General features: G+C 68.4%; 16 protein-coding genes. 8 read left to right on the top strand and 8 right to left on the bottom strand.

Features of this window, described 5'->3' with window-relative positions; translation table 11 throughout:
• Window positions 1–47: 47 nt before the first annotated feature.
• Window positions 48–869, bottom strand: coding sequence for a mycofactocin-coupled SDR family oxidoreductase (locus AWB89_RS23385; RefSeq protein WP_085176886.1), 822 nt, complete (start codon window positions 867–869; stop codon window positions 48–50).
• Window positions 870–974: 105 nt separating this feature from the next.
• Here AWB89_RS23385 and AWB89_RS23380 point away from each other — a divergent pair, with 105 nt between their 5' ends.
• Window positions 975–1,448, top strand: a complete 474-nt coding sequence (locus tag AWB89_RS23380) for an SRPBCC family protein (protein WP_085176884.1) — start codon at window positions 975–977, stop codon at window positions 1,446–1,448.
• A 5-nt stretch (window positions 1,449–1,453) separates the two neighbouring features.
• Here AWB89_RS23380 and AWB89_RS23375 read toward each other — a convergent pair whose 3' ends face one another.
• On the bottom strand, window positions 1,454–2,014 hold the full coding sequence (locus tag AWB89_RS23375; protein ID WP_085176882.1) for a pyridoxamine 5'-phosphate oxidase family protein: 561 nt from the start codon (window positions 2,012–2,014) through the stop codon (window positions 1,454–1,456).
• 111 nt (window positions 2,015–2,125) lie between these two features.
• Here AWB89_RS23375 and AWB89_RS23370 point away from each other — a divergent pair, with 111 nt between their 5' ends.
• Both AWB89_RS23370 and AWB89_RS23365 read left to right on the top strand, forming a co-directional pair.
• Entirely contained in the window at window positions 2,126–2,731 is a 606-nt protein-coding gene (locus AWB89_RS23370; RefSeq protein WP_206601256.1) for a TetR/AcrR family transcriptional regulator, read from the top strand.
• Between the two features lie 75 nt (window positions 2,732–2,806).
• Window positions 2,807–3,298 (top strand): YkgB family protein, encoded by a 492-nt coding sequence (locus AWB89_RS23365; protein WP_085098123.1) that lies wholly within the window; start codon window positions 2,807–2,809, stop codon window positions 3,296–3,298.
• Here AWB89_RS23365 and AWB89_RS23360 read toward each other — a convergent pair.
• A complete protein-coding gene (locus AWB89_RS23360) occupies window positions 3,222–3,863 on the bottom strand; it encodes a TetR/AcrR family transcriptional regulator (protein ID WP_241520579.1) in 642 nt (213 codons plus the stop codon). The two genes, AWB89_RS23365 and AWB89_RS23360, sit on opposite strands and share 77 nt — an antisense overlap.
• A 98-nt stretch (window positions 3,864–3,961) precedes the next feature.
• Between AWB89_RS23360 and AWB89_RS23355 the strand changes: the two genes are divergently transcribed.
• From AWB89_RS23355 to AWB89_RS23345, 3 genes are all read left to right on the top strand, one after another.
• Complete coding sequence (locus AWB89_RS23355; RefSeq protein ID WP_085176878.1) at window positions 3,962–4,561, top strand: TetR/AcrR family transcriptional regulator; 600 nt, start codon at window positions 3,962–3,964, stop codon at window positions 4,559–4,561.
• Window positions 4,562–4,712: 151 nt separating this feature from the next.
• Window positions 4,713–6,491, top strand: coding sequence for a flavin-containing monooxygenase (locus tag AWB89_RS23350; protein ID WP_085176876.1), 1,779 nt, complete (start codon window positions 4,713–4,715; stop codon window positions 6,489–6,491).
• Window positions 6,488–8,116, top strand: coding sequence for a flavin-containing monooxygenase (locus AWB89_RS23345; protein ID WP_308206692.1), 1,629 nt, complete (start codon window positions 6,488–6,490; stop codon window positions 8,114–8,116). The genes AWB89_RS23350 and AWB89_RS23345 overlap by 4 nt, the downstream gene beginning before the upstream one ends.
• Before the next feature lie 147 nt (window positions 8,117–8,263).
• Here the strand turns inward: AWB89_RS23345 and AWB89_RS23340 are convergent, their stop codons facing one another.
• Together AWB89_RS23340 and AWB89_RS23335 are read right to left on the bottom strand one after the other, a co-directional pair.
• Window positions 8,264–9,103, bottom strand: coding sequence for an SDR family oxidoreductase (locus AWB89_RS23340; RefSeq protein WP_085098138.1), 840 nt, complete (start codon window positions 9,101–9,103; stop codon window positions 8,264–8,266).
• Between the two features lie 57 nt (window positions 9,104–9,160).
• The gene (locus AWB89_RS23335) at window positions 9,161–10,477 is read right to left on the bottom strand and encodes a sodium:proton exchanger (RefSeq protein ID WP_085098141.1); all 1,317 of its coding nucleotides are present in this window, start codon (window positions 10,475–10,477) and stop codon (window positions 9,161–9,163) included.
• A 266-nt stretch (window positions 10,478–10,743) separates the two neighbouring features.
• On the opposite strand from AWB89_RS23335, the gene AWB89_RS23330 reads away from it, so the two are divergent.
• Complete coding sequence (locus AWB89_RS23330) at window positions 10,744–11,346, top strand: class I SAM-dependent methyltransferase (protein WP_085176872.1); 603 nt, start codon at window positions 10,744–10,746, stop codon at window positions 11,344–11,346.
• Here the strand turns inward: AWB89_RS23330 and AWB89_RS23325 are convergent.
• Genes AWB89_RS23325 through AWB89_RS23315 form a run of 3 tightly spaced genes read right to left on the bottom strand, consistent with a single transcriptional unit; the run spans window position 11,343 to window position 13,631 of the window.
• Entirely contained in the window at window positions 11,343–12,161 is an 819-nt protein-coding gene (locus tag AWB89_RS23325) for an SDR family NAD(P)-dependent oxidoreductase (protein WP_085176870.1), read from the bottom strand. The genes AWB89_RS23330 and AWB89_RS23325 overlap by 4 nt on opposite strands.
• Window positions 12,162–12,174: 13 nt before the next feature.
• The gene (locus AWB89_RS23320) at window positions 12,175–12,585 is read right to left on the bottom strand and encodes a nuclear transport factor 2 family protein (protein ID WP_085176868.1); all 411 of its coding nucleotides are present in this window, start codon (window positions 12,583–12,585) and stop codon (window positions 12,175–12,177) included.
• Complete coding sequence (locus tag AWB89_RS23315; RefSeq protein ID WP_085176866.1) at window positions 12,582–13,631, bottom strand: zinc-binding dehydrogenase; 1,050 nt, start codon at window positions 13,629–13,631, stop codon at window positions 12,582–12,584. Before AWB89_RS23315 ends, AWB89_RS23320 begins: the two co-directional genes overlap by 4 nt.
• Before the next feature lie 122 nt (window positions 13,632–13,753).
• On the opposite strand from AWB89_RS23315, the gene AWB89_RS23310 reads away from it, so the two are divergent.
• On the top strand, window positions 13,754–14,614 hold the full coding sequence (locus tag AWB89_RS23310; RefSeq protein ID WP_085176864.1) for a helix-turn-helix domain-containing protein: 861 nt from the start codon (window positions 13,754–13,756) through the stop codon (window positions 14,612–14,614).
• The last annotated feature ends 1 nt before the right edge of the window (window position 14,615 follow it).

Raw genomic sequence — 14,615 nt, 5'->3', positions numbered from 1 at the left:
GCACCATTCTGCCCGGTCGGCGAGCGAAGGCGGCTCGAGGCCGGCGATCAGACGTAGCCGACGCCGCAGTCCACCGAAACCTGGCTGGCGGTCACCAGCCTGGATTGGTCCGACGCCAGCCAGGCGACCGCATCGGAGATGTCTTCCGGCTGGGCGCTGCCGTCGGGCAAGAGCGGTTTGTGCAGGCCCCTCAGGTGCGGGTAGGAGTCGGCGGCCGATCGGAGCGCGTCGCGCATGCGGCCGGTGCCCATGGGGGTCGCGACCGCGCCCGGGTTCAGGCTGTTGACGCGGATGTTGTACCGGCCGAGTTCGGCGGCGAACGCGCGGGCCATGCCGACCACGGCATGTTTGCTGGCGGTGTAGTGGATCATGAACGACTGCATGTTGATGCCGGCGGCGGACCCGATGAGGATGATGGAGCCGCCGCGGCCGCCGTCGATGATGTGATGAGCGCCGGCCATCACGGTGTTCCAGGTGCCGACCACGTTCGTGTCGATGGTGTCGCGGAACGCTTGCGCGGTGATTTGATCCCAGGGCGCAGGGCTGCAGATGCCCGCGTTGGCGACGATGATGTCGAGGCGGCCCAGCTCGCCGACGGCGGCGTCGACGGCGGCCGTCAGCGCATCGAGGTCCCGGATGTCCACCGCCGACGCGACGACCTTTCTCCCGTTGGCGGTGACCAGCCGCGCCGTCTCGGCGAGGTCGTCGGGCGTCGCCGAATCGTAGGGCACGCTGGGCGGCAGGGGCCCCGCGATATCGACCGCGATGATGTCGGCGCCCTCGGCGCTGAGCCGCACCGCATGCGACCGGCCCTGCCCCCGCGCGGCGCCGGTAATCAGCGCCACCCTTCCAGCAATCGACTGGCTCACCGAACCCCTCCATGCGCAGCGTCGTTGTTCTCAAGGTTGTAAACGTTCAACTCGGCGAAGCGTAGCGTCGAACCGGCGCTACCGGACGTCCGGAAGGAGACCGCCATGACCGTCAACGTTGTCGACCCGGGTCCCCGACAGGTGAGCCGCTCGGTCGAAGTGGACGCGCCGGCCGAGGAGCTGTACGCGATGGCGGCCGACCCCCGGCGCCACCACGAACTGGACGGATCGGGCACCGTTGGCGCCAACATCAAAGTCCCCGCGGAAATCGCTGTGGGATCGAAGTTTTCGACACACATGAAGATGTACGGCGTGCCCTATCGCATCACCAGCACGGTGACCGCGCTCAGACCCAACGAACTGGTCGAATGGCGCCACCCGGTGGGGCACCGCTGGCGGTGGGAATTCGAGGCGCTCTCACCGACCCGGACGCGGGTCATCGAGACCTTCGATTACAGCCAGGCCGGCGCGGTCAAGAACGGGCTGAAGTACTACGAACGGATGGGTTTCCGGAAGGGCAACGCCGCGGGGATCGAGGCGACCCTGACCAAGCTGCGCGATCGCTACGCCGGGCGGTAGGGGAATCAGTCCGCCGCGGGATCCGCGGCGTCCCAGGGGACCACACCGGACACCCAATGGGTCAACTGGTCGACCTCGTCGTTGCGGTGCAGGTGGCGCGGCGGAGTCGCGTAGGTGGCGTAGGGGCGGCAGCGGATGACCACGCGGTCTTCCCGTTCGGCCATCGCCGCGACGTGGGGGCGTCCCTCCTCGGTGAGCGGTTCACCGGACATCCGGCCCGCGACCGCCATCATCACGTCGACCGCAAGGTCGCGATCGGCATCGAGGGTCGCGTCGGCGTACACCTGCAGGTAGCTGAACGGCCACCGTTCGTCGAGCACGCACAGGCTGACCTTGCCGTCGCGTTCGATGACGCGGGCTTTGCCGCGGCCCGCCATGGTGGACACCAGCAGTTCGCCGGTGTCGGTGGGGATGTAGTAGACGACCGACATGGCCGGGCCGTCGTTGCGGCGGCGGTATCCGAAGACACACGTCCGGTGGGTACGGACGAATTCGCGGCGCTCGGAGGGCAGCATGTCGCGGTCGGTGGGAGCGGTGTATGGCTCCGGTGCCAGGGGAAGCAGCATGGCGAGATGTCCTTGCTATGAGCGGTGTTTGATCCAGAACGAGTTAACGGATACAGTGTTGCCATAAATATGAACGGTGTCAAACGCTCCCGCGGGCGCCCGGCGGTGCCGCTGGACCGGATCCTCGCGGCGGCCATCGAACTCGTCGACGAGCAGGGGGCCGACGCGCTGTCGATGCGTTCCCTGGCGCAGCGCCTGGGGTCGGGCACCGCCACCCTGTACCGCCACTTTGCGAACCGATCGGAGCTGGTGGCGATGATGGTCGACCGCCTGCTCGGGGAAATCGAACTCGATACGAAAGCCGTCGCCGCGCTGTCCTGGCAGCGGGTCTGTATCGCGTTTGCGCAGAACATGTTTGACGCCTTGGGCCGACATGGGCACGCCGCGTCCCTACTGGTCGGGCACGTGCCGATGGGGCCGAACGCGCTGCGACAGCGTGAGCTGATTCTGTCGGTCCTGCTGGAGAACGGGTTCGCGCCGGGGGTGGCGGCCCACGCCTACGCGACCCTGTCGCGCTACGTCCTCGGCTTCGGGATCCAGCTCTCCGGAACCGGGAACGAGCGGGATGCCCAGCTGGCGACCGCATTTCGTGAGCTCGATCCGTCGCGCTATCCCGCGACGGTCGCGGTCGCGGACGATCTGCCCGTTCCGCTGGAGGAGGAGTTCGCAAACGGGTTGCGGCTCATCGTCGCGGGCCTCGAGCAATTGGGTCGTTGAACCCAACCGCCTCCCCGATCGTGTGCACTACGAACAATTGCCCTCAACACGCATTGCGGGAAGGACGCTCAATCGATGATCGACCACGGAAGTGCCACCGCCGCGCCACCGCAGCGTCTCGCCCCGTCGCTGACCAGATTCGGACAGCTGGTCAGCCGTTACGGGCTGGTGGTCGTCTTGGCCTGGATCGGGTTCGGCAAGTACGTGAAGATGGAATCCCGCGTGCTCATCGAACACAGCCCGCTGATGAGCTGGATCTACCACGTGGCCAGCGTGACGACGGTCGCGCGGGGGCTGGGAACGATGGAAATCGTTGCCGCGCTTCTCATCGCGCTGAGGCCGCTATGGCCGCGCGCGTCTGCGGCCGGCAGTGCCCTTGCGGTGGTGCTGTTCCTGGGAACGTTGAGCTTCCTGTTCACCACGCCGGGGGTGGTCTCGGCGCACGCCGCCGGCCTTCCCGTGTTGTCCGGGATGCCGGGCCAATTCCTGCTCAAGGACCTCGTTTTGATCGGCGTTTCGGTGTGGACCCTCGGGGATTCGCTCGGGGCGCGAAAAGCGTTCCCCTGATCAATTCCTTGGCCGAGCTCAGCGTGGCCGCGTAGGCCGCCGGCTCCAGGTTGGCGGCCCGCTCCGTCAGGCCGCGAGCCAGCGCATAAATCGCATCGACAGCGGCGCCCGGGTCGGTGTCGGGCGGGAGCGCTCCCTGCGCGCGGGCGTCCCGCACGATGTCATCGATGCTGTCGCGCAACGCTTTCAACCCCGCGGGCCGCGCTCGGCCACCGCGGGGGTGGGCGGTGCGTTCGGCACGCATCGCGCGATCGAAGGCGGCCAGGTGGGGATACTCGCGCAGCAACCGGTGTAACTCGTCCAGCATCGCCTCCAGGCGATCCAGGACGTCTCCGCCCGGCGCCGCGGCGGCCCGCAGCCGGGTGGACGCGACCTCGTCGATCTCCCGGGTGGTCGCCGCGAACAACGCCGACTTGTTCGGAAAATAGTGATACAGGCTGCCGCTCGTCATGTCGGCGGCCTTGGCGATCTCGCGAATCGTCGCCTTGGAGTAGCCCACGTCGGCGACGCAGCGCATGGCCGACGCGATGATTCGGGCACGGGTCTGCTCGCCGCTGGCGCCCACCGGGCGGCCGAGTTGTGCTGGCGAAGCCGAACGATAATTGATCGCCCGATTATATTCGAGGGAGTCGGTCGACAGGACGCAGGAGTGAGGACATCACCATGACGCGGGTGCAACTGGGTCGCCCCGTCGGGGCCAGCGGCGAGGAAACCCGCCGACGGATCATCGTCGCCACCATGCGCTGCGTCGCCGAAGTGGGCTACTCCAAGGCGACCATCCGCGAGATCGCCCGCGCCGCGCAGGTGACCAGTGCCAGCCTGTACAACTACTTCCCCAACAAGTCGGAATTGATCCAGGCGGCCATCGCGGCCAGAACCGACGTCGCGTTGCCCCGGCTGCGCCGGGCCGCCGAGCGCCCCGGCAGCCCCATCGACCGGATCGAGGCGGTGCTCGACGAATCGGGACGGTTGATGCGTGAATTCCCCGATCTCGCGGCCTTCGAGTGGGCGATCCGGGCCGAGAGCGCGGTGGAGCTCGATCCCCGGCTGGCCGGCAGCACTGGGTTCACCGCGTTTCGCGACATCATCGAGGGCATCGTGGACGGCGCGCCGGAGGGTGCCGTCGAGGCGATCTATTCGCTGATCTACGGGCTCACCGAGTTGGGGGCGTCGCTGCCGCCGGAGGACTACCAGGCGGCGCTGCGCGCGGCCAAGAAGTTGATCAGGGGAACGCTGCTGGGTCCGAGGGGCCGAAATTCATAGGCGCCGGGCGGGCGAGACTGCAATCAGATCGCCTTTTCGCTGAAATTCGCGCGCTGGGCGCAGGTTCGGCGTCGTTCTCGCGGGGCCCGGCGCACCATTGATATGATCAATTGATTGATTATATAGTCGGGGACACGATGAGGACGATCCCTTGACCGAGACCGTCGGCGTGACGTTCGACGTCGACGCGCTGCGGCGGCGCTACGCCGAGGAGCGGGCGCGGCGCCTGCGGCCGGACGGGATCGCGCAGTACGTGGAGACGGCGGGCGCCTTCGCGCGCTTCGCCGAGGACCCGTGGGTGGACGGAACCTTCACCCGCGAGCCGCTGACAGACGAGGTGGACGTCGCGGTCATCGGCGCCGGCTTCGGCGGGCTGTTGACGGGGGCGCGGCTGCGAGAGCTCGGCGTCGACAGCGTGCGCCTGATCGACCGTGCCGCCGACGTCGGCGGCACCTGGTACTGGAACAGATATCCCGGCATCGCCTGCGATGTCGAGTCCTACGTGTACATGCCACTCCTGGAGGAACTCGGCTACCTTCCCTCGGACAAGTACGCCCGCGGCTCGGAGATCTTCGCGCACTGCCAGCGCATCGCCGAGCGCTATGACCTCTACCGCGACGCCTGCCTGCAGACCGAAGTGCACGAGATACGCTGGGACGCAGAGACTTCCCGCTGGGTCATCCGGACGAATCACGGCGACTCGATGCGGGCCAAGTTCGTTACCATGGCCAACGGCTATCAGGCCAAGCCCAAGCTGCCCGGGATCGAGGGTCTCGGCCGCTTTCGCGGCCAGGCCTTCCACACCAGCCGGTGGGATTACGCGTACACCGGCGAACGGCTGGAGAAACTGGCCGGACAGCGGGTCGGCATCATCGGCACCGGCGCGACGGCCGTCCAGTGCGTCCCGCACCTTGGCGCCGCGGCGCAGCACCTGTTCGTCTTCCAGCGCACCCCGTCCTCCGTCGACGTGCGAGCCAATCGACCGACGGATGCCCAGTGGGCCAACACGTTACAGCCGGGCTGGCAGCGCGAGCGCATCCGCAACTTCCAGGTCCTGACGGCCGGCGGGCAGGCCGAGGAGGACCTGGTGGCCGACGCGTGGACGAGCATCACCCGCAAGCTTCCGGTCATGCGCCAGGGCGGCGACGGTGCGCCGGCGCCCAACATCGAACTGGCCGACTTCGCGAAGATGGAGGAGATCCGGGCGCGGGTCGACGAGATCGTGGCCGATCCCGGAACCGCCGAGGCGCTCAAACCCTGGTACGGCTACTTCTGCAAGCGACCCTGCTTCCACGACGACTACCTGCAGACGTTCAACCGCGACAACGTAACCCTGGTCGACACCCGTGGCCGCGGGGTGGAGCGCATCACCGAGGACGGCGTGGTGGTCGACGGAGTGACCTACCAACTCGACTGCCTCATTTTCGCAACGGGTTTCGAGGTCGGCACCGACTATTGCCGGCGCACGGGGTTCGAGCTGATCGGTCGCGACGGCGTGACGCTGACGGACCGGTGGCGCGACGGAGTGCGCACGTTCCAGGGCCTGTGCGCCAACGGTTTCCCGAATTGCTTCATCGAGAGCATCGCCCAGGCGGGGCTCACGGTGAACTTCCCCTACCTGCTGGACGTGCAGGCGAGCCATGCCGCGTGGATCATCGCCTGGGCGCTGGCCCGCGGCGTCAGCGAGATCGAGCCCTCGCCCGCCGCCGAAGCCGCCTGGGTCGACATGGTGGTGGCCCGCTCATCCGCGACCGCCGAGCGGGCAAAGACCTGCACGCCGGGCTATTACAACCGGGAAGGCAAGGCGGACGCCAAGACTCGGCAGGGCAGCTTCTTCATCGGTGCGCCGACCGAATACGACGACATCTTGACGGCATGGCGGGCCGGCGGGGCGATGGAAGGCCTCGAAATTCGCGGGGGCGGTCCGTGAAGTACGTCCTCGGACGAGCCCGGGCCGCGACGCGGCGCCGGCCCGCACCGAAGGTGGTGATCATCGGCGCCGGGTTCGGCGGCCTCGGCACCGCCGTGGCGCTGCGCCGTGCGGGCATCGACGACCTGACGATTGTCGAGGCCGACGGCGGCGTAGGGGGAACGTGGCGGCGCAACACCTATCCCGGCGCCGCCTGCGACATCCAGAGCCACCTGTATTCGTTCTCGTTCGCGCCCAACAAGTCCTGGAGCCGCACCTACGCGCGACAGCCCGAGATCCTGGCCTACCTGGAGTCGGTGGCCGACGACTTCGATCTGCGTCGCCACCTCATGCTCGACACCCGGGTCCGCGCGATCCGCTGGAACGCCGATACGTGGCAGTGGGACTGCCGGCTGGAACGCTGCGGGCGCGCCGCCGACCTGTCCGCCGACGTCGTCGTCTGCGCCGTGGGTTTGTTCGGGTCCGTCAAGCTGCCCGCCATCGCCGGGCTCAACGACTTCGCCGGCGCGCTCATGCACACCGCGCAGTGGGATCACGCCATCGACCTGGCCGGCAAGAGGGTGGCGGTGATCGGCACCGGCGCCAGCGGCGTGCAAGCCGTTCCCGAGCTGGCCAAGATCGCCGGCCGGGTGACGGTGTTCCAGCGCACGCCGCCGTGGATGGTCCCCAAGGACGACCGCCCGTACAGCCCAGCCGAATTGGCGCAATTCCGGCACAACCCGCTGGCGACCCGCCGCACCCGCTGGCAGATCTGGAAATTCCAGCACGACAACACGGCGACCTTCGCCGACGACCCCGTCGTCACCGCTCGCACCCGGGTCGCGACGTCGTTTCTGGAGCGCACCGTCGCCGACGAGCGGCTTCGCCGGGCGCTGACGCCCGACTACCCATTCCGCTGCAAGCGGGTGCTGCTCGGTGACGACTACTACCGGGCATTGCAGCAAGACCACGTCGACCTGGTCACCGATCCCATCGACCGCGTGACCGAGACGTCGATCGTCACCAAGGCCGGCCGGCTCGTCGACGTCGATGCGATCGTGCTGGCCACCGGATTCGAGACGTCGCGCTATCTGTCGGGGATCGACGTCATCGGCGCCGGGGGACAGCGCCTGCACGAGCGCTGGGGACCCGATCCCAGCGCCTACCTGGGCGTCGCGGTCAGTGGATTCCCGAACTTCTTCATGCTCTACGGCCCCAACACGAACCAGGGCGGCAACTCGATCGTCTACATCCTGGAGGCCGGGGCGCGGCTGGTGGCCAGCGCGGTGAGCCGGGTGGCACGCCGGGGCGGCTACGTCGACGTGCGCCCGGAAGCCGAAAAGCGCTACAACGAACGGCTTTCCGCGGACCTCGAGCGCACCATCTGGACCCGGTGCGACAGTTACTTCCGCTCACCCACCGGCCGCATCGTCACCCAATGGCCTTACACCGAGCTGGAATACGCACGCCGGACCTGGCGCCTGCGGTCACGAGATTGGTCGCACCACTCACGAGGTGCTGCGCCGCTTACGAGTGGCCCTCGGCACGTCGATCTTCGCGGCTTCCTCGGTGGCGATCCTGCCGGCAACGTTGTCTACCGCCCTGCCGAACGCCTGCATGCCGAGACCGATCCCCAGGGAACGTAACTGAAGGGTCTTTTCGGCGATCGCGGGCCAGTCGTCGATGGGCAGCCCGGACCGCAGGAACGGCTGCCGGATCTCGTCGCGCGGTCCGGCTGACTCCCGCCTGAGATTCACGGCTCCCGGACGCCGGCCGGCGCCGGGCGGTGACGGTCAGCCGCTCGCGGCGGCCGCCCTGGCCCGCTCCGTCATGGAGGCGATCACGCCGCCGTCGTTGAGGATGTCGGTGCCGGTGAGATAACCGGCTTTGTCGCTGGCGCAGAACGCGAGCAACTCGGCCATCTCCTCGGGCTTGCCCCAACGCGGGACCGCGGCATCGGCAACCATGGCGCCGGCCCCGGCCTGCTCCTCGAGCCTGCCCATCTCGGTGTCGATCGACCCCGGCGAGACCGAGACGATGCGCAACCCACGCGCGTTGAATCGCTCCGCCTGTGACTGGCTGTACCACCTCACGAAGCTCTTGCTCAACGCGTAGGCGATACCGGATCGCGCATCCTCGGGGACGATGTCGCACGCCGTCATCATGGCTTCCATGAAGGCTGCGGCGTCGTGCACCGCGAGCGGGAATTGCCCCGTCGGAATCATTTCCGCGGGCAACATGTGGGCCGCCATGGAGGCAACATTGACGATGGCGGCACCGTCGGCGGCGGTCGCATAGAACGCCTCGTTGACGTTCGCTGTGCCCAGTGCGTTGGTCCGCATGACGTAGTCGGCGGGGCCCATGCTCGGGCTCACGCCCGCGGTGTGAATCACCGAGGCGAGCGTGCCGAGCTGGTTTGCGGTGTCGAGCAGGCCCGCGACAGCGGTCGGGTCGGTGACGTCACAGTTGACGATGGTGGGCGTGATCCCGAGGTCTTCCAGGGTTGCGGCGGCGGTGGTCAGCCGGTCCTGTTTGACGTCGCAGAGCACCACGGAGTGGTCGCGGCCGACGAGCCTGGCCGTGGCCAGACCCATGCCGCCCGCGCCGCCCGTGATCACCGACACTCGATTCATACGTGGACCGTATACGCACAGCGCATTCGGAGCGTGCCGTGGGCCGGGTTCGTCGCGCTATCGCGGGAGCGTCGGGCCCTCCGCTTCGTGATGGGGATGACCGCTGTGCCGGATGGCCCTGCCGACAAACGGCGCCTGGACGGTGCTCATCAGGTGGCGGCGGTTGACGATCAGCCCGACGACGGCGACCGCGGTGTAGACACCACACAGCACCAGCCTCCCTGCCGTCGAAACGATCGGGAACTGGACGACGAATAACGCCAGCAGCGCGCAGGCCGACGCGCGATGGAACCGCAGCCCGAGGATCAGCGCGACGCCCATCAGCGTCTGCGTGGCGGTCAGGAGTACCTCCTCGACCTGGCGCGAATCGAGCGCGAGAAACGGGCCGCCCCCGCCGAGGATGTGCGCCACGGGCAACGAACCGATCAGCAGCGTCCACTGGTTGACCTTCGAGGAGATCAGTGTGGCGATCGCCGCCGTGCCCTTGCCGCGGGCGGCGAAAATGACCGCGATGATGAACTCGGGCGCTTCGGAGGCCAGCGGCGCGAGCCACTGCACGAGCAGGAAGCGGTCGATGCCCAGCTCCGTACCGGCCGCGACCAGGTTGTCCGCGAACGGCTTGGCGCAGAGCAGAATCACCGCACCCGACGCGACGAACAGGCCGACGACCGCGACGCGTCGCGCGCGATCGGGCAGCTCCCCGAGCGCGGCGGCGGTGCCGATGAGCTCGGGCTCCTCCACGTCGCCGTGACCGATCTTATAGAGGTAGAAGCCGAACCAGGCCAGCAGCACCAGCCCGAGCGCCAGGTGGATCTCCCCGGTGACGGGCATGACGAATGCGACCACGCCGGCGATGAGCAGAAACCCGAGCTCGACGCGATTGGCGGGCTCGAGCGCCACCGCACCGGATTTGGGAGCGGCGGCTCGGGAGCCGGCCTTGCGCGCCACCACGATGCTGACCAGCACGACGACGGGCCAGCCCAGTCCCATCAACAGCCGGTTGGACCCGGTCATGTTGGCGGCGGCGTACTGCGTGTAATCCGCGTTGTGGCCGGACACGTAGGCGTAATAGAGGTCGACCGCGTACTCGGGCAGTACCGCCACGAGGGCGAGAACCGCGATCGCCAGGCCGCCGGAGACGTCGATCTGCGCCGCTTCGGCGGCCCACGCCAGCAGGAAGCTGGCCGCCACCACGGCCGCCCCGTACGTCAGCAGCGCGGCGACCGGGTCCAGGTGCAGGCCGGCGAGCCTGACCACCACCGCCGGGGCGATGAACGCCGCCGTGATGAGGGCCGAGCGGATCAGCGTCAGCCGCCGCTTGTGTGCCGGCGTCGAGACTGTGGCAGCGGGCCGGTCTGTGGCCAGCATCGTCATCCTTCAACTCAAAGGGGGTGCCGATCATGGAGGCTTGGACTTGCGGCCGTGGCTTGACCCGCTCGCTCAAACCTACCCGCGCGGCGGGAAGCCAGCAACGTGGCAGACAGGCGAATGGGTTACAGATCGGATCCCATCTTTGCTGGCAGCAACCTCCAATTCGCAAAGTTAGGGTGGCCTGATCGAAAACTTTGGCAAACCTGGCGCACCGCGTCGGTGGGGTTGCTGGGCCGCCCCGGGCGCGCGGCTCGATTATTTTCGGGCGGGTGCCCTCCGCCGGAGAACCGTGGAACGTCAACATCCATTACGACGCGCTGCTGGAATCCAAGGTTCCGCTCGCCGCCCGCCGTGTTCTGGACGTCGGGTGCGGGGACGGGTTCCTCGCCGCCCGCTTGAGCCGGCGGGTGCCGGAGGTGATTGCGCTGGACGTCGACGGACCCGTGCTGCGGCGCGCGCAGGCTCGATTTGCCGCGGCGCCGGTCCGGTGGCTGCAGGGCGACGTGATGACCGCCGACCTGCCCCGAGCGGGTTTCGACGCGGTCGTGTCCAACGCGGCGCTGCATCACATCGAGGACACCCGAGCGGCATTGGAACGCCTCGCGGGTCTGGTGAGCCCCCGGGGGACGTTGGCCGTGGTCACCTTCGTCAAGCCGTCGATACGAAACGGCTTGTGGCACTTGACGAGTTGGGTCGCATGCGGTGCCGCCAACCGAATCCGGGGCAAGTGGGAACACACGGCGCCGATCAAGTGGCCGCCGGCGGCGACCCTGGAGGAGTTGCGGGGCCATGCCCGCGGGCTGCTTCCCGGCGCCGAGTTACGGCGGCTGCTCTACGGCCGGGTGCTGATCTCGTGGCGCGCGCCCGGCTAACCCGGGGGACCCATCGCCGCCGCCGCGGCCTGCGCGAACAGCTGCACGGTCTGGTTGCGGGTCAGTGAACTGGTCAGCTGCTCGGCAGCGCGCATCGCGTCGCCGACGAACCAAGTGGGGCCGTTCGTGAGGTTCTCGAACGCCTCCGCGATCACGTCGTCCACTGCGGCGGCCCCCGGCGGCACGTCGTCGAGCGAGGCGATCTGCCCGCGACCGTGTTCGAGTTCCCTGAGCGCGGGTGTATCGGTCTTGCCGAGAATGAGGCCCAGGACGTCGACGCCCTTGTCGTGCAGCTCGGCCCACAGGGCCTCGGCGAACACCATGTCGAACGCCTTCGAGGCGCCGTAGGCGACCATGTTGGACCCGCCGGCCAGGCCCGCGCCGGAGCCGAAGATGACGATCCCGCCGCTGCCGCGCTCGACCATGGCGGGGGCGAAGTGGTGGCACAGCTGCATCGGCACCATGCAGTTGCGCTGCACCATCGCCTCGGCCGCCCCGATCGGGTTGGCAAGGAACGGCTGGTAATTCGGGTCGGCGCCGGCGCAGTACACCAGGAACCCGATCTCCAGGTCGCCGGTCGCCGCCGCGATCGCCGATGCCGCACCCGGCTCGGCGAGATCGAGCGCGACAACCCGGGTTTCGACGGAAAACCGCGAATTGATTTCCGCGGCAACATGGTCCAGCACCGACTGGCGGCGGGCCAGCAGCACCACGTTGACCCCGCGCTCGGCGATCCCCGCGGCGAACGCGGCGCCCAGCCCGTCGGACGCGCCGGCGACGAGTGCCCACGGTCCGTACTTGGTTGCGAAAGTCATGTGCCGCGCTCCCTTACTGGCCGAACGTCGTGATGCGGACCTGGGTGAATTGGCGCCGCGCGATGCGCCAACCGGTGGCGGTCCGCACGATCTCGTCGTCGTAGAACCCCCACGCGTTGACGCCGGATTGATTGTCCCCGAACATGATCACCGCATCGACGTACGTGCGGGCCACCGCCTTGTCCCCGTCGACCGTGATGGCGTGATTGGACAGGCGGTGCAGGGTATGGCCCGCCAGCGCATGGGTCTTGTCCATGAAGTCGGTGACTTCGTCCACGCCGTGCCAGGTGCCGATCTCGCCGTAGTCGAGCTCGCAATCGTCGGTGAACACGGTGCGGAACAGGGGCCAGTCGCGACGGTCGATCCCGGTGGCATAGCGCACCAAGAGCTCCGAGATGTCTTGGCGGTCTTCTCGTTCGCTCATGCGACGTCTCCGTTCGGGTGAACCACAATGCGCGGCGGGCCGTCGGACCTGCGGGCCAACTCGAGCGCGTCGGGGACTTCGTCCAGGCCGATGATTCTGCCGACGCTCGGCAGGGGGTCCAGGCGGCCCGCCGCGATGGCGTCGAGCGTCCCATACCAGTCCTGCGGGTGTGGGCCGCCGCCGAATTGGATGGTGACGCCCTGGCGGGTGGCGGTGGTGACGTCGAGCGTGTCACCCGTGTACCAACCGCCCGCGCAATAGATCCTGGTGGCCATCTCGGCGGATTCGACGATGTTCTGGATCAGGCCGGCGGCGCCGACGCACTCGAAAACCACCGCGGGACCCGGCAATCCGCGTTCGGCCCGAACCTCCCGGAACGCGTCGAACGCCGGCTTCTCCGCGGGGTTCACCGCGACGTGAGCGCCGAATTCGCGTGCCAGCGCGAGGCGATCGGGCTTGTAGTCGGCCACCACGATCGGTTCGATGGCGCGGCCGGCCAGGGCGGCGACGGCGGAAAGGCCGATCGCGCCGGCGCCGATGACGATCGGGATCTCGCCGGGCTGGATGTTCGCCGATCTCACATAGAACTCGCCGACGGCGAACGCGTCGGTCAGCGCCACCGCGTCGCTGGCGACGTCACCCGGGACCGGCTTGGCCGCCACCTCCGAAACCACCAGCAGCTCACCGAAACTGCCCTGCGCGTCCGGGTGCTGCCCGATGATGCGCATGCCCCCGGCGCCGCCGTCGACGAGGCGCACGGGCATGGCCGTCACCCGCGAGCCGACCGCGAACCGGTCGGTGCAGCCCGGGCCGTGCCCGATGACCTCGCCGACGAACTCATGGCCGAGCACGATGTCGCGGTCCGGGTCATACAGCGAGCGGCCCGTCGGGTCGTCGACGGCCAGTTCGGGGTGGTCCATGAAGTGCACATCGGACGCACAGATCGCGGTGCTCAGCGTCCGCAACAGCAGTTCGCCCGGCCCGGGCGCCGGGTCCGGCGTCTCGCGGACCTGTAACCGGCCATCCCTCAACACAACCGCGCGCAATGAATCCTCGATTGTTTTCTCGAATAATCGATATATAATCTCGAATGCTCGCCGTAACTGTATGAATCCCGCCCCGAAGGAGTCAAGCAATCCGCGGATCGTCGTCGGCGCCGACCGCTCGCGTGCTCGACGTTGTTGAGCTGCTGGCGCGGTCCGCACACGCCCGGCTGCGGTTCTCCGACATCGTGCGGGAGCTCGACCTCACTCAGGCGACGGCACACGCGATCCTCAAGACGCTCTGCGACCGTGGTTGGGCCAGCCGTGATCCCGTCGCGAAGACATTCACCCTGGGTCCGGCGCTCGCCGTGGTGGCCGCGCGGACGGACACCGCGCGCCCGCTCGCGCACGCCGCACGTTCGGCGGCGCTGCGACTCGCGCGCGAAGTCGGCTACGCCGGCTCCGTCGTGGAGCGGTTCGGTGATTCGTTGGTCGTCACGGCCTTCGAGGGCGACCCCGCGACGCAGCCGGCGGGCATCCCCGGCGACCGGATTCCCTACGCCCCGCCGTTCGGCGTCGCGCTCGCCGCGTGGGACACCGAGGAGGAACAACGGGCGTGGGTCCGCCGCGGCGCCGGCGACAACGGCGATCGGATCCGGCGTCTGGAACGGGTGTTGGAGCACACCCGCCAGCGTGGCTACGACGTCGACTGGACGACGCCCGCGCTGGCGCAGGCCGTCCAGGTCGTCGGCACGCTGGATAGCGACGAGGTGCCCACGCCGGTGCGGCACATCCTGGATCAATTGCTGGTCGAGTTCAGCACCATCGGATTCCTGTCCGACGACAATCCCGGTCGTCGCAAACAACCGGTTGTCACCATCGCCGCACCGGTTTTCGACCATCACGGGCAGGCCGCCCTGATGCTGGCGGTGCATCCGCTGTGTCCGCTCAGCGCCCGACAGATCCGGGTCATCGGAGAAAAGCTCACCAGCGAAACGGCGGCGATCGCGAAATCGCAGCAGCCCACGGTGGATCGCGCCGTATAGG

This window comes from Mycobacterium paraense, assembly GCF_002101815.1.
Classification (GTDB): domain Bacteria; phylum Actinomycetota; class Actinomycetes; order Mycobacteriales; family Mycobacteriaceae; genus Mycobacterium; species Mycobacterium paraense.
Note: the sequence above shows the minus strand (reverse complement) of the source record. Positions and strands in the feature narration are given on the sequence as shown.